At 73.1% G+C, this 24,788-nt stretch carries 20 protein-coding genes; 7 read left to right on the forward strand and 13 right to left on the reverse strand.

The annotated features are described in order from the left end of the window. Positions 1 to 53: 53 nt before the first annotated feature. Positions 54 to 1,766, reverse strand: a complete 1,713-nt coding sequence (eccE, locus tag O7625_RS09485) for a type VII secretion protein EccE (protein ID WP_282346879.1) — start codon at positions 1,764 to 1,766, stop codon at positions 54 to 56. Between the two features lie 387 nt (positions 1,767 to 2,153). Here eccE and O7625_RS09490 point away from each other — a divergent pair, with 387 nt between their 5' ends. Both O7625_RS09490 and O7625_RS09495 read left to right on the forward strand, forming a co-directional pair. Then, positions 2,154 to 2,471 carry a WXG100 family type VII secretion target gene (locus O7625_RS09490; RefSeq protein ID WP_282270253.1) on the forward strand — a complete coding sequence of 106 codons (318 nt, stop codon included), beginning with the start codon at positions 2,154 to 2,156 and terminating at the stop codon, positions 2,469 to 2,471. Positions 2,472 to 2,493: 22 nt separating this feature from the next. Then, positions 2,494 to 2,787: a WXG100 family type VII secretion target gene (locus O7625_RS09495; RefSeq protein ID WP_067300455.1), complete on the forward strand. Its 294-nt coding sequence runs from the start codon at positions 2,494 to 2,496 to the stop codon at positions 2,785 to 2,787. A 92-nt stretch (positions 2,788 to 2,879) separates the two neighbouring features. Here the strand turns inward: O7625_RS09495 and mycP are convergent, their stop codons facing one another. Continuing rightward, entirely contained in the window at positions 2,880 to 4,100 is a 1,221-nt protein-coding gene (gene mycP, locus O7625_RS09500) for a type VII secretion-associated serine protease mycosin (RefSeq protein WP_282345468.1), read from the reverse strand. A 153-nt stretch (positions 4,101 to 4,253) separates the two neighbouring features. Between mycP and O7625_RS09505 the strand changes: the two genes are divergently transcribed. Next, complete coding sequence (locus O7625_RS09505; RefSeq protein ID WP_282345469.1) at positions 4,254 to 7,637, forward strand: SseB family protein; 3,384 nt, start codon at positions 4,254 to 4,256, stop codon at positions 7,635 to 7,637. Beyond that, complete coding sequence (locus O7625_RS09510; RefSeq protein ID WP_282345470.1) at positions 7,634 to 7,999, forward strand: hypothetical protein; 366 nt, start codon at positions 7,634 to 7,636, stop codon at positions 7,997 to 7,999. The genes O7625_RS09505 and O7625_RS09510 overlap by 4 nt, the downstream gene beginning before the upstream one ends. A gap of 23 nt (positions 8,000 to 8,022) precedes the next feature. Here O7625_RS09510 and O7625_RS09515 read toward each other — a convergent pair whose 3' ends face one another. The 5 genes from O7625_RS09515 to acs all read right to left on the reverse strand — a co-directional run bounded on the left by O7625_RS09515 (position 8,023) and on the right by acs (position 17,351). Beyond that, the gene (locus O7625_RS09515) at positions 8,023 to 8,955 is read right to left on the reverse strand and encodes an alpha/beta hydrolase (protein ID WP_067300444.1); all 933 of its coding nucleotides are present in this window, start codon (positions 8,953 to 8,955) and stop codon (positions 8,023 to 8,025) included. Between the two features lie 157 nt (positions 8,956 to 9,112). Then, the gene (locus tag O7625_RS09520) at positions 9,113 to 9,514 is read right to left on the reverse strand and encodes a hypothetical protein (protein ID WP_282345471.1); all 402 of its coding nucleotides are present in this window, start codon (positions 9,512 to 9,514) and stop codon (positions 9,113 to 9,115) included. Between the two features lie 83 nt (positions 9,515 to 9,597). Continuing rightward, on the reverse strand, positions 9,598 to 11,988 hold the full coding sequence (locus O7625_RS09525; RefSeq protein ID WP_282346880.1) for an immune inhibitor A domain-containing protein: 2,391 nt from the start codon (positions 11,986 to 11,988) through the stop codon (positions 9,598 to 9,600). Positions 11,989 to 12,359: 371 nt separating this feature from the next. After that, entirely contained in the window at positions 12,360 to 15,155 is a 2,796-nt protein-coding gene (locus O7625_RS09530; protein ID WP_282345472.1) for an immune inhibitor A domain-containing protein, read from the reverse strand. 231 nt (positions 15,156 to 15,386) lie between these two features. Next, positions 15,387 to 17,351, reverse strand: coding sequence for an acetate--CoA ligase (gene acs, locus O7625_RS09535; protein WP_282345473.1), 1,965 nt, complete (start codon positions 17,349 to 17,351; stop codon positions 15,387 to 15,389). Between the two features lie 217 nt (positions 17,352 to 17,568). Here acs and O7625_RS09540 point away from each other — a divergent pair, with 217 nt between their 5' ends. Beyond that, the gene (locus tag O7625_RS09540) at positions 17,569 to 18,315 is read left to right on the forward strand and encodes an oxidoreductase (RefSeq protein ID WP_282345474.1); all 747 of its coding nucleotides are present in this window, start codon (positions 17,569 to 17,571) and stop codon (positions 18,313 to 18,315) included. Positions 18,316 to 18,457: 142 nt separating this feature from the next. Here O7625_RS09540 and O7625_RS09545 read toward each other — a convergent pair whose 3' ends face one another. From O7625_RS09545 to O7625_RS09570, 6 genes are all read right to left on the reverse strand, one after another. Then, positions 18,458 to 19,090, reverse strand: a complete 633-nt coding sequence (locus O7625_RS09545) for a TetR/AcrR family transcriptional regulator (protein ID WP_282345475.1) — start codon at positions 19,088 to 19,090, stop codon at positions 18,458 to 18,460. After that, complete coding sequence (locus O7625_RS09550; protein ID WP_282345476.1) at positions 18,985 to 20,349, reverse strand: methyltransferase; 1,365 nt, start codon at positions 20,347 to 20,349, stop codon at positions 18,985 to 18,987. Before O7625_RS09550 ends, O7625_RS09545 begins: the two co-directional genes overlap by 106 nt. Further along, the gene (locus tag O7625_RS09555; protein ID WP_282345477.1) at positions 20,346 to 21,239 is read right to left on the reverse strand and encodes a hypothetical protein; all 894 of its coding nucleotides are present in this window, start codon (positions 21,237 to 21,239) and stop codon (positions 20,346 to 20,348) included. The genes O7625_RS09550 and O7625_RS09555 overlap by 4 nt, the downstream gene beginning before the upstream one ends. Positions 21,240 to 21,366: 127 nt before the next feature. Next, positions 21,367 to 22,179 (reverse strand): HAD-IB family hydrolase, encoded by an 813-nt coding sequence (locus O7625_RS09560; RefSeq protein WP_282345478.1) that lies wholly within the window; start codon positions 22,177 to 22,179, stop codon positions 21,367 to 21,369. 376 nt (positions 22,180 to 22,555) lie between these two features. Beyond that, positions 22,556 to 22,789 carry a hypothetical protein gene (locus O7625_RS09565; RefSeq protein ID WP_282345479.1) on the reverse strand — a complete coding sequence of 78 codons (234 nt, stop codon included), beginning with the start codon at positions 22,787 to 22,789 and terminating at the stop codon, positions 22,556 to 22,558. Further along, positions 22,782 to 23,075: a hypothetical protein gene (locus O7625_RS09570; protein WP_282345480.1), complete on the reverse strand. Its 294-nt coding sequence runs from the start codon at positions 23,073 to 23,075 to the stop codon at positions 22,782 to 22,784. The genes O7625_RS09565 and O7625_RS09570 overlap by 8 nt, the downstream gene beginning before the upstream one ends. A gap of 231 nt (positions 23,076 to 23,306) precedes the next feature. Between O7625_RS09570 and O7625_RS09575 the strand changes: the two genes are divergently transcribed. Beyond that, positions 23,307 to 24,071, forward strand: coding sequence for a GntR family transcriptional regulator (locus O7625_RS09575; RefSeq protein ID WP_282345481.1), 765 nt, complete (start codon positions 23,307 to 23,309; stop codon positions 24,069 to 24,071). Between the two features lie 13 nt (positions 24,072 to 24,084). Further along, complete coding sequence (locus O7625_RS09580) at positions 24,085 to 24,747, forward strand: YdcF family protein (RefSeq protein ID WP_282345482.1); 663 nt, start codon at positions 24,085 to 24,087, stop codon at positions 24,745 to 24,747. Positions 24,748 to 24,788: the final 41 nt, after the last annotated feature.

Below are 24,788 nucleotides of genomic sequence, written 5' to 3' on the forward strand. Positions count from 1 at the left end.
CGGCCGCCCCCGGTGGGTGGTTGCCCGCCCGGCCGCCCCCGGTAGTGGCCCGGTCAGCGCCGTCCGGGCCGGCCGACCAGCCGCGACTCGATCGGGGTCGGCGAGAGCAGCGCCCAGCGCAGCGCCCGCCGGTTGACCACCGCCACCATGTCGTCCCGGATCCGGGTCAGCCACTCCGCCGAACCGCCCAGCCCCAGCGCCGTGCCCGCCAGGGCGGCCTCCGCCGGGTCGAGCGGTTGCAGCACCGCCAGGTCGGCCCGGCCCAGCGTGTCCAGGTCGGCCGGGGTCAGCGCGTCCCGGACCACCAGGGTGGACACCCAACCCACCCCGGGAGCCGGCTCACCCACCGGGGTGCCGGCGTCGATCACCACCAGCAGCGGTCGCAACGGTGCCCCGCCCGCACCGACCGCCCGGCCGGTCGGCACCACCACGACCCCGCCCTGGTGACCGCCGACCCCCCGGACGAACGGCTCCCAGGCCCGCGGTCGACCGGTCTGCACGACCACCCCCGCCCCCAACGCCACGGCCCGCAGCACCAGCAGTTGTGCCGCCGCCAGCCCGCCGACCAGCACCAGCCGGGTGCCCTCGGCGCGGAACAGCCGGACCGTCACCGCGCCACCGTGCCGGTCGCCCCCCACCACCAGCCCGGCCCGGTGCAGGGTCAGCTCCGGTGGCTCGACCCCCGGCGCGGTCACCTCCGCCACCGCGGGTACCGCTAACGGCAGGGTGGCGGCCAGGCCGGGCAGCTGCGCGCCGTCGAGCCGGCGCAGCTCACCCCCGGCGTCGGCGGCGAGCCGGCACAGCCCTTCGGCGGCGTGCTCCAGCGCAGCCGGCGTCGCGGCGGCCAGCCTTACCGTCAGCTCGGCCGGCGTCGGCGCGGTGTCGTCGCCGGCGTGCGGGCCGACGCAGAGCGACACCGTGGTGGCGGTCGCCGGCAGGGCCAGCAGCCGGGCCACCAGGAGACGACCCGGATCGACCCGGGCGTCGGGCCAGCGGTCCAACCGGAAGGTCGCCTGGCACAGCTCACCGACGTGCAGCGCCGACCAGGTCTCCCGGACCGGGAGCCCGGCGTCGCGGTGGGCGAGTTCGCCCAGCACCCGCAGGACGGCGTGCTCGCCGAGCGGCCGGGCCGGCAGTGGCCCGACCCGACGGACGATCCGCCGGACCGTGCCGGCGAGCGCCCGCCGCAGGTCGGCGTCGGACCAGCCGGGTACCCGCAGCACCCGGACCGCGAGCAGGGCACGCTCCTGTCCCGGGAGTCGCCCCTCGGTCAACTGCCGGTACGACGTGCCGGCCGGACCGCCGGCCACCGCCGCGGCCGGTGCGGGCACCGCGCACAGCAGCAGCTGCACCCGTACGGGTGGCTGCCCAGCACCGGCGGGCGGCAGCAGCGTGCCGGGTGCGGGGAGCGGCTGGGACCGGTCGCCGAGCAGGTCACCCGGGTCGCCGAGGTCGAGCAGGACGGTCAGCCCGGCGGGGTCGTCGACCATCCCGGCCGGACCTGCGGCCAGCTCCACCGACCCCAGCACGGCGTCCGGGACCAGCAGGTCCAGCAGGGCCGCCGGGGAGGCGTCGGCGGGCAGCCCGCGCCGTCGGCTGACGTACCCGGCGACGGTGCCCCACCAGTCGAAGAGCCAGCGCCCGCGCCAGCGCCCCCAGCCGAGGCCGACCAGCACCACCGCACCGAGGGCGGCGAGCACGGCCGGCGTGGCCCCGCGACCGTACGCGGCCACCGGCAAGGCCAGGGCGACCTGCGCGGCGACCACCTGGCCGGGGCGTACCGCAGCGCCCGGACGGGGCGGACGCCGGTGTGCCCGCGGCGGCGGCTGACGCCGGGCCGGACGATCGGTCGTGCTCGCCGACACCGCATCTCCTCCGTCGCGTCGTCGCCCGGCCCCGGATCGGACCGGAAAGCTACGACAGCGTGACCCATGGTAAGGGGCGGCGCGGTCCGATGGGGACCGGACCGACCGGCCGGGACGCGGTTGTCCACAGGGGTCGGTGGCGGGGTGGCACAACCGCGATCAGGCGACTACCGTCAGCGACGAGTTCCGCCGACCAGCTGCGTCCAGGCCCGCCGCCGACGCACGACGACCGTCCGGGGTGGACGGCGCGACGGTCGGCGTCTACCGGGGAGACGAGGTGACGTCCGGGTGTCCCAGACCCAGGCAGAAGCCGCGGTGATGCAGCACACCGCCGCGAAGTTCGAGCAGGTGGACCAGTCCCTGCAGGCCATGCTGACCGGCCTGATGGCCGAGCTGGCGGTGCTGCAGCAGGCCTGGCGGGGCGCCGGTGGGCGCTCGTTCGAGCAGGTCAAGCAGCAGTGGGGGAGGGACCAGGCCGCCCTACAACGGGCGCTGCGGGAAACCGCCACGGCCATCCGCACCGCCGGCCGGCAGTACGACGCCTCGGACACCGAGGCCGCCGGCCGGGTCGCCGGCACCGACCGCGGCATCCGACTGCCGCTCTGACCAGATCCGGAAGGAGCATCCGATGGACCACGGTGTGCTGGTCGTCAACTTCGCCGCGCTGCACCAGGCCGGCGCGGACATCCAGAAGGCGTTGAACACCCTCGACTCGCAGCTCGGCCAGCTCGAACGGGACGCCGCGCCGCTGGTCGCCGGCTGGGACGGCGAGGCCCGGCAGGCGTACGAGCAGCGGCAGGCCCGGTGGCGCTCGGCGTCGCAGGACCTCCAGGCCATGCTGCGCGACATCAAGATCGCGGTGGACGACTCCGCCGCCGACTATCTCGACACCGAGAAGCGGAACGTCGGCCTGTTCCAGTGACCACGTCGGCTGCGCCGGTGCCGCCGGCCGGCGACGCCTGACGATCCGCCACCTGACGGCGACGCCCGACGATCCGCCGTCGGGCATCGCCGTCAGGTGGACCGGGCGGGGTGCCAGCGGCGGCGGGTGCCCCGGGGAAGCACCACGGCCAGCAGGACGGCCGCCCCCACCAGCCCGCCGACGACCGTGGCGACCAGCAGTGCCCGATCCCGGGCCGCCGCCCGGCGGTGCCGCCGGGCCGGTAGCGCCGGGTCGGCCTGCTCCGCCGGCAGGGCCATCTCCGGCCGGGCGGTCGGCAGCGGACCGGTGCCGGTCTCCACCACCGCCCGGTACGGGTTGAGCACCCCGGATCCGTAGCCGTCCCGCGGCCCACCGGGTGCCGGGTCGGTGGTGCCCACGATCCGGCGGGTCACCTCCGGGGCGCTCAGGTCCGGCCGGTACTCGCGCAGCAACGCCGCGGTACCCGCCACGAACGGGACGGCGTAGCTGGTTCCCTCGGCCCGCTGGTGGCCCTGCCCCGGCGCGGCCATCAGTACGTCGCTGCCCGGAGCGACCAGGTCGACGTACGGCCCGGTCTGCGAGAACGTGGCCCGGGTGCCGGTCGGGGTGACCGCCCCCACGCCGAGCACCCCGTCGTAGGCGGCCGGGTAGGGCAGCGGGTCGCCGCTGTCGTGCAGGTTGCCGGCGGCGGCCACCACGATCACGTCCCGCCGGACCGCGTAGTCGATCGCGGCCCGCACGTCCGGGTCGTCGGCGTACAACACGACGGAGAGGTTGAGCACGTCGGCGTCGTGGTCCACCGCCCACCGGACGGCTTCGGCGAAACCGGAGGCGCTGACCGTACGCCCCGACTCCCGCCCCTCGACGACCTGCTGTTCGCTGACCCGTACCGGCAGGATGCGGACCCCGGGCGCGAGCCCCCGGAAGGCCACTCCGGCATCCTCCCCGGCGGCGATGATGCTGGCCACGCCGGTGCCGTGCCCGGCGCAGTCGCGCGTGCCGTCGCCGCCCGGGTCGAGGAAGTCCGCGCCGTCGAGCACCCGGCCCCGCAGCTGGGGGTGCCGCCGGTCGACGCCCGAGTCGATCACGGCCACGGTGACGCCGGCTCCGGTGGCCAGCGGGGTGAGCCGTTGCGGGGCGTACCGTTGCTGGGGCCACGGCACAGCGGCGACCGGCCGGGCCGGCGCGGGCGACGTGACGCAGGTCGGGGCGGCGCGGGCCGGGGTGACCGACGACACGGCGACCAGCGGTAGCGCGGTGAGCAGGGCTGCGGCCAGGATCGTCAGCGCCCCTCGACCATCGGGTCGGAACATCGACCGCCTCCGTATCGTGACGACTCGGCCACCGGATGCTATCTCCCGGGCTGGCCGTCGGGTCGGCCGCCCACAGCGGCCCATTGTGATCTTGTTTTCACCTTGTAGGTTGTACGCGACGCCTGTGGCCTGAACCGGGGAGGAGAGGTGGCCGTGACCGACTGGGAGCCGGCTACCGAGGCCGAGGCGGGAATGCGTGACGCGCTGCGCGTCGGAGACCAGGAACGCTACTTCCGGATCCTCGCCGGGACGGACCTCTTCCTTCCGGTCTCCGGTCAGGCCCTGGCGGGTGCGGCACCGATGGGCTGGGGCACCTGGACCACCGGCGGCCGGACGCACGTGCTGGCCTTCACCTCCACCGCCGCCGTGCACGCCTGTCTCGGTGCCTCCGCCGGGCCGTGCCGTCGCAGCCGCTACGCCGACCTGGCCGTCGAGTGGCCCAACCACGAGTGGTGGCTGGCGGTGAACCCGGGCCTGCCGATCGAGGGCTACCTGCCCGCCTGGTTCGTCTCCCAGCTCTCCCGGGGTGACGTCCGGCTGCCCGGCCGTGCCACCGGTGTGCGGTCCCGACCGGAACACGAGCAGACGTCGGGTCGGAACCGGATCGACGGGGAGCCGACCGCCGACCTGTCGGCCGGTCCCGCCGGCTGGGCACCGTCCCGGTCGGTGCCGCCCGCCGGTGCCGTTCCGCCCGCCGGTGCCGTTCCGCCCGCCGGTGCCGTTCCGCCGGCCGGTGCCGTCCCGCCCGGCGGTGGCGTTCTCCACCCGGCGGGGGGTACCACGTCGACCGGGGAACGGGGTCGTCCGGCCACCCCACCCGCCGCCGGTCCGCCGGACGCCACCGGAGTGCCCGTCGACGCCCGGTCCGCGCGCCCCGCCGACATGCCCGGTCGGCCGACGACGGTCCCGCGTCGCCGGGTGCTGGGTGAGGAGTCCACCGGGCCGGCCAACGGGCGTGCCTCGTTCTTCGAACCGTCCAGCACCCGGGGTGCGTCCCGGTCGCCGCGTGAGAATCCGCTGCGCTCCGGCGAGCGGGCCACCCCACCGGCCCGGCCCGGCCTGAGCGGCCAGCCCTTCCCCCGGCGACGCCCGGCACCTGCCGCACCGACCGAGGACGAGACCACCCGGGCGTTCCGGGTCGGTAGCCCGGCCGAGCAGCCGGTCCGGCCTGCCGCCGGGAACGGCACGACGACCGTCGGCCGCCGACCGGACCCGTTGGCCGAGGAGCCGACCAGGGCGTTCCGGGTCGGGCCACCGGCAGCGGAGGCGCTACCCCGTCGGCGGATCCCGGACGGGGCGTCCGGCGCACGTCCGTCCCAGCCGTCGACCGGCCCGGCCGCTGCCCCGGCGGCCCCGACCGGCCCGGCCGCTGCCCCGGCGGCCCCGACCGGCCCGGTGCCGGACGAGGCCGAGGAGTTGACGCCGTCCGCCGCCGAACCGGTCTCCGCGCCGCCGGCAGCGCGTCGGGGGTTCACGCCCATCGTGATAGAGGGGGTGATCCTGGAGTCACGCGACCTGCCCGTCGTGCCCGCCCCGGCCCCCGCGCCGCCTGTCGTTCCGGGACCGTCGGCCGTTCCCCCACCGCCGGCCACGCCGCCGGTCGCCCCCACGCCGCCGCTGGCCACGCGGCCGGTCGCCCCCACGCCGCCGCCCGCTCCGTCGGTCGTCTCCCTGCCGCCGACCCCATCGGTCGTCTCGATGCCGCCAGCCGCGCCGGTGCCGACCCCGCCGGTCGGCTCCCTGCCGCCAACCGTGGGTAGGCCGGACGCGGGGAGCACTGTCACCCGGAACGGGACCGGCGGTCCGCTCGTCCCACCCGCCCGGCCGGTCGCCCCCGGACCGGTCTCCCCGGGGGCGTCCGCCCGGCCCAGGCCCGCCCCCGGCGACCTGTGGACCCCGGCCGCCGAGCGGACCCCGGCGAACGGATCGGTGCCGCCCTCCACTGACCTGGCGGCCCCTGCGCCCGCACCCGCGTCCACCGTCGAGGACACGCCGGCCACGGTGCCGGACGCCTGGTCCGCAGCACCGGACGTGGCATCCGTCCCGGCGGGTGGACCGACCCTCCCGGAGGGTGCGCCGGCACCCCCCTCGGCCGGGGTACGGCCCGACCGCGCCGCACCGCCGGTGGCCGCGTCCGTCGGCGCACCGGCTGCCCGCCCCGCCCCGACGGCGACCGGTGCGCCGGGTGCGGCGGCCCCGGGCCAGCCCGTGCCGGCGGCCCCCGCCGGGTCGTCGGAGCCGCTCGCCGCGCCGGTGGTCCGCGCCGACCCGGACGACCTGTGGACGCCGGCCGCCGAGCGGGCCGGACGCGCTGCCGGCCGGATCGGGCCGGCCGCCGCCGACCGGGTCGCGCCGGTCTCCCCGGCGACGGGGCCGACCACCCTCACGCCGCCGCAGTCGGATACGACGTCCACGCCGCAGTCGGGCGTGACGTCCACGCCGCCGCAGTCGGGTACGACGTCCGTGTCGCAGTCGGGTACGACGTCCACGCCGCAGTCGGGTGTGACGTCCGCGCCGCCGGTTCCGCCGCCCGCGGGCTCGGACGGCCCGGCCGCCACCGGTGACGACGAGCTGTTCCAGCCGGCCAACGAGGTCGAGGAGAACCTGCTGGACGCCGCAGGCACCGGCAGCACCGACGGGTTCCTCTCCACCCTCCTGCTCGCCCGGGTGCTGCTTCCGGTCCATCCCGACTCGGCGTCCGGCAGCCGGCCCGGCGAGCCCGGTTTCACCTGGCGCACCGTCACGACGGACGGCGAGACGTGCGTGGTGGTCTACACCTCGCCGGAGCGGCTGGCCGAGCACGACGTGCTCCCGGTCCAGACGATCGGGGTCCGGTTCGTCCAGCTGATCCGGCGCTGGCCGGACCCGAGCTGGGCGTTCATCGTCAACCCGGGCACCCCGGTCGGGGCCAAGCTGCCCGGTGAGCAGATCGTCGCGCTGGCCAGTTGGGCGGCGGAGGTCGGGCTCGGCGACGAGGCGGACCTCGAACCGGTGGCCGCCGCCGAGGCCCCGGCCGAGCGCACCCGGTACGCCCCACCGGCCACCGACCCGTCCCGCCCGGTGGTGATGCAGAAGGCCATCGCCCCGAGCCAGCTCGCCTACTACCTCGAACGTGGCTACGACCGGGTCTCCGGCTTCGTGCACCGGGCCGGCGAGCTGGCCCACCTGACCACCCCGGCCGAGTTGTACGACGCCCTGGGGCTGGGCTACCCGGACTCCCCCTTCACCCGGGACGCCGAGGCGGCCTACGTGCTGCGCTGGCCGGCGTACCGGCCGAGCCTCTACCGCATCCCCTACGGCGGGCAGAACGAGGCGGCGATGCGGGCCATGGAGGGCTGGGTGATCGAACGCGCGCCGTTCCGCGGCAACGGTTTCGCGCCGGGGGAGAGCAGCGACGTGGTGGCCGAGTTCAAGGTGGACAGTGCCCGGCTGCCGCACGGCGCGCAGCTCTGGCGGATCGGCACGGAGGGCACCGAACGGGTGATCGCCGTGCTGGACACCGACGCGCTGGTCTGGCGACGGACGGACCAGCCGTGATGCGCGACGGTTACGTGGCCCGGTGGCAGGGCAAGGAATACCAGGTCAGCCCGGACGGCGACCACGTGCGGATCTACCAGCCGGAGCCCGCCGACGGCTTCGAGGAGGTACGCCCCGGCCGGTACGTGCGGGTGGTGCCGGCCGATGAGGTCGAGGGGCTGGCGTACGTGCGGACCACCTGCACCTGGCAGGGGCAGCCGTTCGTGGTGCTCGGCGAGCACGACGGTTGGCTGCGGGTCGAGTACACCGGTGGTCGCTGGCCGGTGGCGCGGGCGATGGGGCTGGAGGTCTTCGACTTCGGTGTCTACCAGGGCTGGGCACCGGCCGCCGAGGTCGTCGACCTGCGGGAGCAGCGGGTCTGACCGCTGGCCGCCGGTCGGCAGGGTCAGGACTTGGTCCAGCGCAGGATCTCGCCGAGCACCAGCTCGCCGGCCTCCACGTGGGGGAAGTGCCCCACGCCGTCGAGCAGCCGCCACTCGTAGGGGGCGCTGACGTACCGGCCGGAGCCCTGCGCGGTGCGGGGCAGCGAGGCGACGTCGACCGCCCCGTGCAGTTGCAGGGTGGGTGTGACCAGTGGCCGTTGCATCAACCGGACGAACCGGTACCCGTGCAGCCGCAGCACCGAGCGGAAGGCCCACCGGTAGCCTTCCAGGGCACAGAAGGCGGCCTGCGGGATCAGCATCGCCTCCCGGCAGCGCTGCGCGTAGTCGGCGAAGTCGGGGCCGGTGACCCACTGCGGGCCGCCCCAGCGGCGCAGCATCTCCCCGACCTCGGCGGCGTCGTTGCGGGTGAGCACGTGTTCGTACCGGGGGAGCTGGAACTTCAGCGCCGGGGTGGAGGCGGCGAACTGGCCACGCGGGTCGGCGAAGATCGCCGCCCGCAGCCGCAGCGGGTGGGGTGCGCCGAGCACCACCAGCCGGCGGACCAGGGTGGGGTGGAACGAGGCGGCCGTCCAGCCGATGAGCCCGCCCGAGCCGGCGCCGACGATGGTGGCGGAGCGTTCGCCGAGGCCGCGGATCAGGCCGGCGACGTCGGCGGCGAGGGTGTAGCCGTCGTACCCCCGGGGTGGTTTGTCGCTGGCGCCGTAGCCGCGCAGGTCCACCGCGACGGCCCGGAACCCGGCGTCGGCGACGGCCGGCAGCATCGCGTGCCAGGCCCACCAGTGTTCGGGGAAGCCGTGCAGGAAGAGCACCATCGGGCCGGTGCCCGCCTCGACGACGTGGAACCGGCTGCCGTTCGCGCCGACGAACCGGTGTGTCCACGGTCCTTCGGTGAGGACGCGGGACTCGTCGACGGCTCCGCCACGCTGCTCGGTCATGGGGCACAGCCTAGGACCTCCGCGCCGGTCGATGGCCTGGCCGACCGCGCCGGTGGCGGCGGACCGCTGGGGCCGGGTCGACCGGGGGCGGTCCGGGACCGTCGGCGGACGGCTGGCCGGGGGCAGTCCGGGGCCGTCGGCGGATGGCTGACCGGGGTCAGCGGACCGCGGTGATCTCGATGATGCCGGCCGGTGTGCCGGGGCCGCAGGTCGCCCTCGGATCGGCCGGTCCGATGGTGACCCGGACGGTGGTGCCGGTGGGGAAGGTGCCCATGCCGGGGCCGTGCAGCGCGTACTCCCGGCCGTCGTCGGTGACCAGGCCGTAGCACGGGCCGTCGCCGCCCCGGGTGATCCGGCCGGCGATCCGGTCCGGTCTGCGCCGGTCGGTGGGGTGTCGTGGGGGCGCGGTCGGGTGGCGCGGGGCGGGCGGCACGGCGGCGGAGAGCGGGGCGGGTCGGCCGGCGGTCGCCGCCGGTGTCCCCACCGGACCGCCGGCCGGTGGTCGGGTGCTCGGGGACGGGCCGGCGGGTGGGGTGGTCGGGGTCCGGTCGTCGCTCATGGTGCCTCCGGAAAGGGCCGATGCCCCGGGCAGGAGTCCTGCCCGGGGCATCGGGTGTGACGGGTGGTGGGCTGATCAGCGGATCAGGAGAAGCGAACCTTCACCGAGGTGCCGTTCTGCTCCACCACGCGGATCTTGGTGCCGGTGGCCGGGAGCTTGACGCCGTGGTTCGGCAGCTCCGGGTACCAGTACTGCTTGGTGTCGTCGAACAGCGGCTGCGCGGCCTGGCCACGGACGTACTGCGGCACGCTGTTGATGTGCAGCGTGAACGAGTCCGCCTTCTTCAGGCTGAAGGTCGCGTCGTACACCTGGACGCGGGCCCGCCACGGGGCACCGGTCAGGTTGTACAGCGGCTCCGGGTGCGCGTCGATGATCATGTTCCGACCCTCGCCCGGGTGGTCGAAGGTGTCGTTGTCGGCCCACCGGAGGTTCCAGTAGGAGATCAGCAGACCCTCCTGGTACGCGTAGTGGTCCACGTAGTCCGGGCGGGTGTTCGCGTAACCGAAGTAGTACGGGCCGGTCTTGAGGTACTGGTCGTACGACACGTAGGACCGGTTGCCGGCGATGTAGTAGTTGTCGAACTTACGGATGTAGGTCTCGGCCACGATGCTGAACCCGTTCAGGGTCCAACCGGCGGCACCGGCCTCCGCACCGTCGCTGAGCACGGTCTGCCCGTCAGCGGTGATGGTGATCGCGTCACCGTAGAAGCCACCCTCGGAGACACCGCCGTCGGTCTGGTAGCGCAGCCGGAACTGCACCACCTTGCCGGCCGCCGCGTTCATCGGGATGTTGACGTCGACCCACTGGCCGCCGCTGGTGCCGTCCAGGGCGAAGCGCCCGGGGGAGATCTCCTTGAGGGCCTTGCCGTTGGCGGTACCCGGCAGGGTGGACCAGGTCTGGCCGCCGTCGGTGCTGGCCTCGAAGAAGAGGTAGTCGTAGTCCGCCTCGATCGAGTAACGACCCTTCATGGTGAGCGCGGCGCTGGTCTTCCCGGTGAGGTCGATCGTCCGCGTCATCGTGGTGTTCAGGTCGTCGTCGTTGCCGGAGAAGAACTGCTTCGTCCCCTCGAACGGCTTGCCGTTCTGGAAGGTGTACTCCCGCTGGGGCAGCACCACCACGGCACCCTGCGCCTTGTCGGAGTTGTACTCCTGCGGGCCCAGGTTGAGGGTCTTCTGCTGGCCGGCCACCACGACCTCGTAGTCGAGCCAGCCGAGCTGGAGCTTGTTCCACGCGCCGAGGTCGCCGCCCCGGTCGCCGATGCCCTGGTCGTTCTTGGCACCGAGCCGGCTCTGGGCCATCAGGGTCCAGTGCTCGTTGTTGTTGTCACCGCTGTTGATGACGTTGTAGTCGTCCGGCAGACCGAGGTCGTGACCGTACTCGTGGTAGAAGACGCTCCGGCCACCGTTCTCCGGCTGGATCGTGTAGTCACCGATCCAGACGCCGGTGTTGCCGATCTGGGTGCCGCCGCCCGGGAAGGTCGACGGACCCGTGCTGCCCTGGTCCGAGGCGAAGGCGTACCACCGGTGGCTCCAGATGGCGTCCTCACCCTGGATCGGGTCGCCGTCGGCCTGGTCGCCGCCGGAGTGGACGATCTGGAAGTGGTCGATGTAGCCGTCCGGCTCGTTGAAGTTGCCGTCGCCGTCGTAGTCGTACCGGTCCCACTCGTCCATCGACTTGACGTCGGCGGCGATCTGGGCGTCGGTGCGGCCGGCCGCCTTCTGGTCGGCGACCCACTGGTTGGCGGCGTCCCGGACGAGCGCCCAGGTGTTGTTGCAGACGTTCGAGGCGCAGGGGTAGCCGTTGGAGCGGCCGTACCGGGCCTCGTTGTACTTCACCTTGACCCAGTCGGTGACCTCACCCTCGACGCTGTAGCGACCCGAGGACTGGGCCTCGTAGTACTGCTTCAGCGACTCGTCACCCTGACCGGTGCCGAAGTAGATCTTCCGGTAGTAGTCGGCGTTGTAGTCCGGCTGCCAGACGGTGGAGTTGTCCACCGCCCGGTTGGGGGCCGGGATCTCGTTGTGCAGCGGCCCGTCGAACCGGGTCGGGCCGGGCACGGACGGGGCCGTGTCCTGGTCCGGGTAGCTCGGGTGCCGCTCGTTGCCGAACTCCGCGAGGATGACGAAGATCTTGTCCGTCTTCTCCCGGCCCAGTTCGACGTACTGGTCCTGCGTCTGGGCGACGCCCGAGGCCGTCGTCCGGGCGTTCCGCCCCGCAGCCTGGGTCTTGCCGACCTTGACGACCGTGCTGCCGTTGATCTTCTGCGCCTTGGTCTTGCCCGAGATGACCTCGCTGAGGCCCTCCTGGCGCAGTGCCCGCCGCTTGGTTTCGAGCGGGTTGGGCAGATCGTGGTCCGCGTTGGCGGGCTCCGCGATCGACGGGGCGGCCGTCGGGAGCTTCGGCGTCGGCGCGGCGCTGGCGGACGTACCCGTCACCAGACCTGTCGCCGTCAGCGAGAGCCCGAGCAGACCCACTGCGACTTTGCGCACGTGGTACCTCCGGTGTGAGGGAACCGGCCCAACGGGGGTACGGGCCGGCATGGGACGTCCCACTAGTGGGACCCATGGTGAACATAGACACTGCCGGGACGGGTGGGAAGACGTCCGCGTCGATTTGTTGCAAGATTTTGATGGGAACGCTTTTCACCGTCACACACCGGGTGTTCACCAACGGTCATGAGCAGCACGGACGCCCCGCCCGGGAATCGTAGTGATGTATTTCGATTGGATTGCCGCGATGTGTGAAACAGTGGGGCCGGTGGCTTCTCCGCCACCGGCCCCACTGTTCACCAATCGGTCAGTAACTGACCTTTACACCGCATCGCCGGGTGTGGTCGACGCGGCACTCAGTTCTTCGCCGGGACGATCTGGACGACCGCGTACGAGTTGTCCGGCGCGGCCGACAGGATCTTGATCGAGACCCCGTGCCGGACCCCGGCGTCGGACGGGTTGCCGGTGCCGAGCACGATCGCCCCGCCGCCCAGGGTGTCACCGTAGAACTCGGTGGCCGGCGTGCCGTCCGGGTTCACCACCCGGGTGGTGTACGGCTTGTTCCGCCGCGACGGGACGACCACCGAGGCGTCGTTGTCCCGCGCGTACGGCGAACCGTCGCGCATCTCGATGCCCGGGTACCAACCCTTGGCGTCGGTGAACGTGGACACCGGGCGCTGCCCGGCGAACTTCGTGCAGTACGCGCTGTACGGCTCGTCCGCCGCCTCCAGGCACTCGGTGAACGGGTACGTCCTGGTCAGCGAGAACGCCGCGTTGGACGACTGCGGCCGGCTCGGCAGGTTGTCCAGCACCGACGGGTCCTTCGCCGCCGCCTCACCGGTACGCCGCAGCGGGTCGTAGTGCGAGTCCACGATCAGCAGCCCGCCCTTGGCCCCGTAGCTGGGGAGCGCGGTCATCTGCCCGGTGACGTGGTTGACGTCGCCCAGCATGGTGTCCCGGTACCAGACCAGCATGCCCGGCGCGTTGTAGGAGATCCGGTCGACCTTCCACGCCTCGTGCGAGTAGATGGTGTCGTAGGCGTACTTCAGGCCCCTGTCGAAGCCGTCGAAGTTGCGCCACTCGGCCAGGTAGTACTGCGCCTTGACCTGGGTGCCCGGGTCGATGTGCCAGCCCGCGCCGGTGGTGTCGGTGAAGGTGCCGACGGTCGGCGTCCAGCCGTTCGCGCCGCCCTCCACGTCGTCGCTGAAGGTGGTGGCCCCGCCGCCGGTGACCGAGAGGTCGTCGGCGAACCAGCCCCGCTCCTGGAACGCCTCGTCGGTGGCGTACCGCAGCCGCACCTGCACGGTGGTCCCGGCGTACGCCGACAGGTCGATCCAGTCGTGCCGCCAGCCGTCGGTGCTGCCGGTCAGGCCGTACTTCTTGTTGCCGAAGTCGACCATGCGGCCGTTCGGGTCGGCGTAACCGTCGTTCGTGGAGACCAGCGCGCCCGCCGCGTCGTACACCTTCTGCTCGGCCCAGGTGGCCCCGCCGTCGGTGGAGACCTCGACGAAGCCGTAGTCCCAGTCGTCCTCGATGACGTAGTTGTTCCACATCCAGAACTTCGCGTCGGCGGCGCTCGGGACGGCGACCTGCCGGCTGAGCCGGACGTCCGCCCAGGCCTGGTCGGCGCCGCTGTACCACATCCCGGTGCCGCTGTGCGGCTCGGCGAGGGTGACCACCTTGTCCGGCAGGTCGATCTTGATGCCGTCCTGGGTGCCCACCGGGGTACGCGAGGTCTGCCCGAGCGGTGCCGTCCGGGTCCGGGTGCCGGGGGCGAGGGTCAACGGGTCGGCCCAGCCGAGCACCCACTTGTCCCAGATGCCCATGTGCACCGGCAGCGCCTGGAAGATCTCGCCGTTGTGCGAGCCGGACGCCATCAGGTCCCAGAAGTCGACGTCCGAGTCGGCGTTGCCGGAGGTGTCGTAGAGGTCCGGCAGGCCCAGGTCGTGACCGAACTCGTGGGCGAAGACCCCGACCCCGGCGTCCTCCGGCTGCACGATGTAGTTGGACACCTTCAGGTTCGTGCCGGGGATGGTGTAGCCGCCGGCCACCGTGGAGGAGTGCGCCCAGACGGCGTACACGCCCTGGTCGCCGCCGCCACGCGACTTGCCCTGCCCGGCGTGCACCAGCACCAGGTGGTCGATCACCCCGTCCGGCTCGTTGACGTTGCCGTCACCGTCCCGGTCGCCCTGGTCCTCGATGTCGTAGTCGGCCCACGGGAAGTCCGGGTCGGCCGCGGCCAGCGCGTCGATCGCGTCGGTGGCGAGCCGGCCCGCGCCCTGCGGGTTGTCCGGGTGGCCGTTCATCGCCTGCTCCCGGCCGGCGACCCAGGCCCCGGTGTCGTCCTGGAAACAACGCGAGGCCGCGTACCAGCCCTCCGAGTGCGGCACGGTGATCCACGGGCTGGCCTGCCCGTCCACCGTGTACGCCCCCTTGGACATCTCCAGGTACATGTTGTGCATGGTGCGGCCGGACAGGTCGATGCCCTTCTTGCCGTCCGGTCCCTTGAGGTCCTTGCGGACCCGCTCGGTGATGCCCTGCTTGGTGTAGAGCATCTTGTCGAAGTGGGTGGGGGAGAAGTCCGGCACCCACATCGAGTTGTTGTCCTCGTGCGGCAGGGTCGCCGGGTCGGGGATGTTGTTGTGCTTGGGCCCGTTCTGCACGGTGCCGGGAACGCAGGTGCGGTCCTCGAAGACCGTCTTCGGGACCATCACCCCGGTGAAGTCGTCGTCGGCCCGGTTGTTGAACTCGACCAGCAGGGTGAGCAGCTTGGCCGTCTGGGTGCTCTTGGCCTTCTTGAACGCGCGGGGGCTCTGCCCGGTGCGGATCGCCCGCGCCTCGTTGCGGGCCAGTTCCCGGGCGGCCAGCGGGTTGCCACCGGCGAACTTGCGGTCGTACGCGCGGGCCTCGTCGGCGGGCGAGGCGAGGATCCCGTCGGCGCCCCGCACCTCCCTGCCCGGGGTGTCCGGCTGCACCTCCGGCTCCGCATAGTTGAGGTAGTGCTCGTCGGCCCCGATCCGGGTCGGCACCGCCGGGCCGGCGGGCCGGGCCGCGGCGCTGCCGGTCACGGTCAGCGAGGTGGCGACGAGCGCGAGGGTGGGCAGCGCGACGAGGAGGCGTCGGCGCGCTGCGGTGGACGGGAGAATGTTCATGCCACTCCGTTTCTCGGGCATGGGAGAGGGATCGCCGGTGAGACGAGCGTCGAATCCGGTCGATATCGCTGAACCTAGATGAGGAGGGTTCACGACCGGAAGGGGCAAGCGACGCCTCTGCCCGTTCAGCCCGAGCCGGCTCGGCCTACCGACCCATCCGTACCCCCGGAAAAAGGTCGGTGGGTGCCGGTCCGCGCGGACCGGCACCCACCGACGGGGGTACGCGCAGCGTCAGTCCTCGTCGGACTTGCCGCCGCTGAGCCCGGAGGAGATCAGCTCCATCACCGAGGAGTCCTGGAGCGTGGTCACGTCGCCGAGCGACCGGTTCTCCGCCACGTCCCGCAGCAGCCGGCGCATGATCTTGCCGGAGCGGGTCTTCGGCAGCTCCGGCACCAGCATGATCTGCCGGGGCTTGGCGATCGGGCCGAGCGTCTTGGCCACGTGGTTGCGCAGCTCGGTGATGAGCTGCTCGCCCGCCTCGCCCGAGGTGTCGGCGGTGCCGCGCGGGATGGCGAACGCGACGATCGCCTGCCCGGTCGTCGGGTCGGTCGCGCCGACCACCGCCGCCTCGGCCACCGCCGGGTGGGACACCAGCGCCGACTCGACCTCGGTGGTGGAGATGTTGTGCCCGGACACCAGCATCACGTCGTCGACCCGGCCGAGCAGCCAGAGGTGCCCGTCGTCGTCCTTCTTGGCCCCGTCACCGGCGAAGTACATCCCCTCGAACCGGGACCAGTACGTCTCGATGAACCGGTTGTCGTCGCCCCAGATGGTGCGCAGCATCGACGGCCACGGCTCGCGCAGCACCAGGTAACCGCCACCGCCGTTCGGCACCGGCTGGCCCTGGTCGTCCACCACGTCGGCGACGATGCCGGGCAGCGGGGTCATCGCCGAACCCGGCTTGGTCGCGGTCACCCCGGGCAGCGGGGAGATCATGATCGCCCCGGTCTCGGTCTGCCACCAGGTGTCCACGATCGGCAGCTCGCCCCGACCGACGTGCTGGCGGTACCACATCCACGCCTCCGGGTTGATCGGCTCGCCGACGCTGCCCAACAGGCGCAGCGACGACAGGTCGAAGCCCGCCGGGATGTCGTCGCCCCACTTCATCATGGTGCGGATCAGCGTCGGCGCGGTGTAGAGGATGCTCACCTTGTACCTGTCGACGATCTCCCAGAACCGGCCCTTGTGCGGGGTGTCCGGGGTGCCCTCGTACATCACCTGGGTGGCGCCGTTGGCCAGCGGCCCGTACACGATGTAGGAGTGCCCGGTGACCCAGCCGATGTCGGCGGTGCACCAGTAGACGTCGCTCTCCGGCTTCAGGTCGAACACCGCGTGCGCCGTCCACGCGGCCTGGGTCAGGTAGCCGCCGGTGGTGTGCAGGATGCCCTTCGGCCGGGCGGTGGTGCCGCTGGTGTAGAGGATGAACAGCGGGTGCTCGGCGTCGAACGGCTGCGCGACGTGCTCCGCCGGGGCCGTCTCCACCGTCTCGTGCCACCAGTGGTCCTTGGCCGACCAGGCGACCTCCTCGCCGGTGCGCCGGACCACCAGCACGTGCTCGATCGACGGGCAGTTCGCCACCGCCTCGTCCACGGTCGGCTTCAACGCCGACGGCTTGCCCCGGCGGTACCCGCCGTCGGCGGTGATCACCACCTTGGCGCTGGCGTCCTGGATCCGGTTGCCCAGCGCGTCGGCGGAGAAGCCGCCGAAGACCACGCTGTGGGTGGCGCCGATCCGGGCGCAGGCCAGCATCGCCACCGCCGCCTCGGGGATCATCGGCAGGTAGATCGCCACCCGGTCACCGGCGACCACCCCCAGGTCGGTCAGCGCGTTCGCCGCCTGGCAGGTCAGCCGGTGCAGGTCGGCGTAGGTGAGGGTGCGGGTGTCACCCGGCTCGCCCTCCCAGTGGATCGCCACCCGGTCGCCCAGGCCGGCCTCCACGTGCCGGTCCAGGCAGTTGTACGCCACGTTGAGATGGCCGCCGACGAACCACTTCGCGAACGGCGGGTTCGACCAGTCGAGCACCTCGTCCCACGGCCTGGCCCAGGCCAACCGGCCGGCCTGCCGCTCCCAGAAGGCGAGCCGGTCCGCGCCGGCCTCGTCGTACGCGCCGGCGGTGACGTTGGCCTCCGCGGCGAGTGCGGCCGGCGGCGGAAACTGGCGCGTCTCGTTCAGCAGGTTGGCCAAGGCCTCGCTCATGCGGTGACTCCTTCGTCGGGTGACCTGCGTCTCCTACCCGGCCGAGGTTAGTCCGGGCGGCTGGTGCCCGCGACACCCCCGGTGTCGGCCGGCGCGCTCAGCGGCCGTCCCGGCGCGCTCGACGGCCCGACCTGCCCCTACCTGATCAGGATCGGTCGGGACGCCCCGTCGGTGGGTGGCGTCCGCCCCGGAGTCACCCGGTCGTTAGCGTGGCGGGGTGACCACCGACCCGCTCGCCCCGCTGCTCGCCCTCGCCGACGTCGCCCCCGCCGTCGAGCGCGCCCGAGAGCGGGTCGACCAGGCGATGCGGCACCGCGCGCTGCGCCGCCAGGGTGGCCGGGTCGCGGCCGAGGTGGGCCTGCGCTGCGCGGTGGCCAGCGCCGCCCTGGAGGGGTACGACCACGAGCGCGAGGCGGTCCGCGCCGGTACCGTCACCGAGCCGGTGCTCCAGGGGGCGCTGCGGGTGGCCGGGGCGCTGCCCGGGTTGACCGAGCTGTGGCCGAAGGCCCCCCGGCAGGCGCTGGCCCGGCTGCACGTGCTCGCCGCCCGGGACGTGGTCGCCGAGGCCGAGCTGGGGCGTCCGGTCGCCGACCCGGTGGTGGCGGCCCGGCTCGACGGGCTGGCCGGGCTGGTCGCCGGCGGGACGACGGTCTCCCCGCTGGTCCTCGCCGCCGTGGTGCACGGCGAACTGCTCAACCTGCGGCCCTTCGCCGGCCCGTCCGGGGTGGTCGCCCGCGCCGCCGCCCGGCTGGTGCTGATGTCCCGCGGGTTCGACCCGCGCGGCCTGGTCGCCGTCGACGTCGGCCACCGGGAGCGGGAGCCGGAGTACGTCGGCGCGGCCGGGGCCTTCGCCACCGGCACCCCGGACGGCCTGCGCTCCTGGCTGCGGCACTACCTGAGCGCCGTCGAGGTCGGTGCGGACCAGCTCGTCGTCGTCGCCGACGAGACCGTCGCCGCCGACTGACCGGCCGGGTACGGACCGGTCCCGACGGCCTGACCTGCCGGTGACCGGGCGGTCCCGGTGGCGCGCGGGCGGCGTCGGTGGCGCGCGGTCCGTCCCGGTGGCGTGCGGGCGGTGGCGTGCGGCCGGTCCCGGTGGTCTGCGGTCAGTCCCGGCGGGTGGCCCGGTTCACCCGGGAGCGCAGCGCGCGGCGGGCGACCGGGCCGAGGTCGTCGACGATCTCGATGAGCACGGCGAGCTGGTCGAGCGCCGCCGTCGCCTGCCGCGCCGCCGACCGGTCCACGCCGTCATAGAGTTCCAGCCCGACGAACGCGGCGCAGACCGCGCGGGCCAGGCCGGGCACGTCCGCGATCTCGGCGAACGGTGAGCCGGCGAGCAGCCGGCGCAGGACGGACTCGATCTCGTCCACCCAGAGCTGGAGCGCGGCGGCGGTGGGCGCGGCGAGCCGCTCGTCGGCCTGCGCCCCGGCCAGCAGCTGGGCCAGGACGGAGACGTTGCCCAGTTCGCGTTCCCGCTCGTGCAGCTCCTGCCCGACGGCGAGCAGTTCCCGCAGCGAGCCCACCTCGGTCAGCCGGGCCGACCAGTGCCCGATCCGGTCGGCGGTGCTGGCCCGGCAGGCTGCCGTGAGCAGGTCGTCGACCGTGCCGAAGTGGTAGAAGACCAGCGCCTGGTTCACCCCGGCGGCGGCGGCGATGGTGCGGGCGGACACGCCGGCGATGCCGTGCGTCCGGATGGCGGCGATGGCGCCGTCCAGGAGGCGTTGCTTGGTGCCGGACATCGTCCTCCTCGGGGGCCGGCCGGGTGGGGCGGTGTGATCATCGCATCGGTCACCAGCTGTGCCAGCCAGGCGATCCCGGGCAGCCGTAGGAGCCAGCCAACCACGGCCCAGCCGAGATGGAGGTGGACCAGCGCGCGGGCGACGGCGGCCACCCCCCGTTCCGACCGACCGCCGCCGTCGGCGTACTCCGCCCGCCACAGCACCCGGCCGGCCGAGCTGGCGGGCAGGATCCGCAGGCCCACCGGGCGGCGGCGGGCGAGGAAACGCCAGGTCGCGGCGCACGGACCACAGGCGTCGTCGAGCAGCAGGACCGCTGCCGGCCCCACGTGGTACGGGCGGAGACGCGGCCACCAGTCCCGCACCTGCCGCCGGTACGCGCGCCACGCCTCGCCGTACCGGTCGGCCAGGTCGTGCTCCTCGTGCGGCCGGGCCACCGCCACGCTGAAGGCGACCGCCACCACCGCGGCTGCAACCAGCGCGGAGCTGCGGGTGAGCACCGCGGCGAGCAGCACCAGGGCCACCGCGCCGGCCTGCATCGGATTGGCGAGATAGGCGTACGGCCCGGTGGTGACCAGCCGCACAGGCGGATCCCACGGGTACGGGGTGCCGCCACCGTGGGTGACGAACTCGCGGACCGCGGCGAGCGCCGGGGCGGCCAGCACCAGCGCCACCTGGGCGAGGAGCGGCAGGGCTGGCCGGGGCAGCCCGGTCACCGCCGTCCACGAGCCGTCACCGACCTCGAAGGCCAGGCTGGGGATCAGCCACAGCAGCAGGGCGGTGAAGACCCCGACCTGGAGCAGCGTGCGCGCTGCCAGGTGCCGTCGGTCGGCACACCAGCGACCGAGCAGCTGCGCCGGCAGGGCCACCACGAGCAGCCCGACCAGCTCGCCGACCAGCCAGTTCGGGCCGAGGCTGACCAGCGGGTGCAGCGCGGGCATGGCCACCGCGTCGACCCAGAGCAGCAGGCCCAGCGCCACCGGCACCGGCAGCACCCGACGGAGCAGCACCGGCAGCGGTCCCCAGAGCGCGGCCCAGCCGATCCACAGGTCGACCGGCATACCCCGGTAACTTCCCCGCACCGGGGCGAACGTGTACCAACCGGTACGCCGGGCCACCTCGTCGAGGGCGGCGATGCCGATGCCGGCGGCGAGGAAGGCCAGCAGCGCCGCCGTCCGGCCGGCGCGGCTGCGGTCGAGCCGGGCGGCGGCGAGCACCGCCAGCAACGGCACCGCCAGGCTGAGGTAGCGGGCGGCGGTCATCGCAGCGTCATCATGTCCAGCAGGTGTCCCGTCCCCGCGCCGAGCAGCACCTGCTGGATCGGCCCGAAGTACCAGGAGGGGTCGAGCCCCCGGGTGTAGTCCACCCGGATCCGCACCTCGGTGTGCCGCTCGTCCACCGCCCGCCAGCTCAGGTCGGCGTGCCGCCACCGGAACCAGCGGGCGGTGATCGAGCTGTCCTCGACGAACCGGAAGCCGATCCGCCCCGCGTCGGCCGTCTCCACCTCGGCGAGCAGGTGCCCGCCCGGCCCGTGCGCGCTGCCGTGGTAACCGAACATCCACCGGTCACCCGGGTCGAGCCCGTCCCCGCTCACCTGGCCGGGGGTGGGCACGCCGAGCAGCCGCAGCGGCACCGAGCGGACCGGCGTGGGGCGGGGACCGGCGGCGAGCCGGGCGGTCACCTGGTCGGCCGGCAGGGCCACCACCCGCACCACCTCGACGGACTGGTCGGGTGCGAGCCGGGGGGCCAGTCCGCTGCCCTCCAGCCCCGGCAGGAGCAGCAGCGGCACCGCGAGGACGGCGTACGAGCGGGAGGTGTCGCGCAGCGCGCGGATCAGGGCGGTGGTCCCGTGGGAGACCGCGTAGACGAGCGGGGCGGCGAGGATGACGCAGATCGCCCCCTCGTGCAGCGCGACCGCCGACAGCAGCAGGGCGATCGTGGTGACCACGAAGACCCGGCCGTGTGCGGTGCGGCCGGGCAGCAGGGCGAGGGCGGCGGCGAGGGTCGTCGGGAGTGCCACGAAGAGCAGGGCGCTGTCGGCGCGTCCGTCGCGCACGGTGACGACGAAGACCACCAGCCCGAAGGCGGCGATCACGCCGGCGAGAATCCAGTTCGCGGCGGTCTGGCGGGGCGGTCGGTCCAGCTCGGTCATGCCTGCCTCCTGGTTTTGAGCGGGTGCTCAAAACCGAGCATAGGCGTGTTTGAGCAATCGCTCAATCGCGGGTCGGGTCGGAACCGTGACCTGGTAGGTGACGTGGTTGGCCGGGCCGGCGGGTCGGTCAGGCGACCTGGGTGGCGCGGGTCCGGCGGTGCCGGCCGTACCAGGCGATGCCGATCGCCACCCCGACCCCGACGCCGAGTGCGGCGGCGGCCACCGGGACCGCCGGGCGCTCCCGGAGCCGCCGGCCCAGCGGGATCGGGTGCCGGAACTCCAGCACCGGCCAGGAGTTCTCCACCGCCAGCCGGCGCAGCGCCCGGTCCGGATTGACCACGCTCGGGTGGCCCACGCACTCCAGCAACGGCCGGTCACTGTACGAGTCGGAGTAGGCGTACGAGTCGGCCAGGTCGTAGCCCCGGGCGGCGGCCAGCTCGTTGACCGCCTCGACCTTGCTCGGACCGGCCGCGTAGAACTCCACCTCGCCGCTGTACCGGCCGTCCCGCACGCTCATCCGGGTGGCGATCACGTCGGTCACCCCGAGCAGCACACCGATCGGGCGGACCATCTCCTCACCCGAGGCGGAGACCAGCACCACGTCCCGCCCGGCGGCCTGGTGCTCCTCGATCAGCACGGCGGCTTCGGCGTACACGTAGGGGTTGATCAGCTCGTGGAGCGTCTCCGCGACGATCTGGCGGACCTGCTCCACCTGCCAGCCCTTGCAGAGGGCGGCGAGATAGTCCCTGGTCCTGGCCATGGTCTGCTCGTCGGTGCCGCCCAGCCGGAACATCAGCTGCGCGTACGCCGACTTCACGACATCCCGTCGGGTGATCAGCCCGTCCCGGTAGAACGGCCGACCGAACGCCAAGGCGCTCGACTTGGCGATGACGGTCTTGTCCAGATCGAAAAAAGCGGCACTTCGGCCCACGGCGCGCAAGTCTAGCCCGATGGTCTAGGGTCGGCGGGTGCCCCGGGGCCAACACCCCACCCGACCTGCGGGAGCACTTCCACCACCAATGCTCAACGTGAGCGCGGTCACACGCTGCGGTCACAATTTCGCACGGAGTGGGGTCGAGAACACTCGACGTGAACACTCCGCTCGGGCAGACTTGTCCACACGACGACCATTCACGTCCCGGAAAGCTGACAGACCCTCGGCGGTCGCACCCCCCGTGACCGCCGGGCCGGTTCGGCTCAACCCCCCCGGAGCCGAACCTCCCGACGACCCCCGTCTCCCCCCGACGGGGGTCGTCCCTTTCCGGTGGGAGCGCTCCGACGCAGGTTCCGGTTCGGTTGGCATCGCAGGCGGCGGTCTACTCCCGGGCCGAGAACGTGTTCGCACGGACCAGGATCTGCGCCTGCCGGCCGCGCCGCCCGGACCGGCCGAGCCTGATCCCCTCGATCCAGATCCACTCGTCCTCCGGCGGGCGGTGGGCCACCAGCCGAACCCCGGTCACCCACAGCGTGACCGGCCCGTCCGACGGCATCAGCCGCTCGGCCGCGCTGATCTCCAGCACCGCGCCGAGCCGCACCCTAATGTCAAACACCGTACCTCCTCCTGGCCGGCCCCGCGTTCCTGCGCGACGTGCTCCCTGTCGGCGTGCTCCCGGTCTTCCGTGGCTGTACGCGCAGGCCGGCGATCTGCACGAAGACCTCACGTCGTGCCATTGCTTCGCCGGTGGCCTGGTTGATCGAGTAGCCGGTGAGCCACACCCACCCGTCGTACGTCGGCCTGTCGTCCACCGACGTCACCCGCAGCCACAACCCCCGCTCGCCGGCGAACTGCACCGACGCCCGGTGGTCGAGCAACACCAGGTCACCCGGTGCGGGCATGCCCGGCCGATGCGGCTGCGGGGTGCTGGCAGTGCGGATCGGGGATGATCCGGACGAGTTGGAAGTTTCCACCGCACCGCGCATCATGATCTCCTACCAACCGGCATTAGAACTAGCTCTATGTGACCGGATCGTTGACCGTGTTGTCAATAGAACTAGCTCTAATGTCGGCTTGTGGTGCACACTTGTTGGTAGAGATAGCTCTACGCAGCGCACGGCCAGGAGGAGCGAGTGGGGATCGGGTACCGGGATCTGGCGACGCTCCTGCGCGAAGCCATCCAACGCGGCGACTACACCGAAGGCAGCACCCTGCCGAAGCAGGACGAGATCGCCGCCGAGCACGGCGTCAACATCAACACCGTCCGGCAGGCAGTGCGACTGCTCGAAGCCGAAGGGCTCGTCACGCCCGTCCGCAGACGTGGGACCGTCGTCCGGCCACGGGTGGCGATCAAGCGGCTCGGCATCGACCGCTACGCCAAGAGCAAGTGGATGTCAGGGCTCGTCGCGTTCGCCGCCGACCGCGAGGCCACCGGCCGCACCTGGGCACCAGGCGACCAGACCAACGAGGTACGCCTGACGAAGGCCGATGCCGAGACCGCCGAAGCGCTCGGACTCAAGCCCGGAGCACCCGTCTACGAACGCGCCCGCCTGGTCAGGGAAGCTGACGTGCCCACCCACACCCTGACCAGCTACTACCGGCCGGAAGACGTGGAAGGAACCTCGCTGGTCGACCCGACACCCGGGCCAGCCGGACGAGGCGGAGGCTTCGCCATCCTCACCGGCCGGGGACTGGAGCCGGACACGATCACCGAGACCGTACGCGCCCGGATGCCCACCCCCGAGGAGACCCGACTCCTCCAACTCCCGGCCGGCGAACCCGTCATGGTCCTGCACCGCACGACGTCCACCCACGACGGCCGACCGGTCGAGTTCGCCCGAGGGGTGCACGCCGCATCCCGCTTCACCTGGTCGTACACCTTCGAGATCCCCGACTGAGAGACCCGAACTGATGCCCACGACTCCCCTGACCATCCCCGCCGAACACCGCGCGGACGTCGAACGCCTGTGGAAATACCACCACATGCACCACGAGATCCGGCCGGTCGACGTGGGCGTCGGACTCGGCAGCCACGACCTCGGAGTCGCCAAGATCGCCACCGACCTTTACCACCAAGGGATGTACCCACGCCTGGTCTTCACCGGTGCCAACGCCCCGACCACCATCGGCACTTTCCCCCGAGGTGAAGCTGTTCACTATCGCGAGTACGCCACAGCCCACGGCGTGCCGGCCGACGCGATCCTCATCGACACGCAGGCCGAGAACACCGGCCAGAACATCGAGCACACCCGCGCGCTCCTCGCCGAACACCAGATCCAGGCCCGATCGGTGATCCTGATGTCCCGTCCGTACCAACAGCGCCGTGCCTACGCCACCTGCAAGAAGCTCTGGCCCGAGGTCGACGTGATCTGCGCGTCTCACCCGCTCTCACTCGACGACTACGTGACCAGCATCGGCGACACCAAGAAGGTCATGGACATGCTCGTCGGGGACACCCAACGCATCGACAAGTACGCCGAACTCGGCTTCGCGACCCCCCAGCACGTCCCCGACGACGTCCGCGCCGCCTGCAGCCGCCTGGTCGACGCCGGGTATACGACCCGACTCGTGTAGAGGAGCCGAGCTACTGGCCCAACGCCCGCTAACCAGCCTCC

It is taken from the genome of Micromonospora sp. WMMD714, from assembly GCF_029581315.1.
Lineage (GTDB): Bacteria > Actinomycetota > Actinomycetes > Mycobacteriales > Micromonosporaceae > Micromonospora > Micromonospora rifamycinica.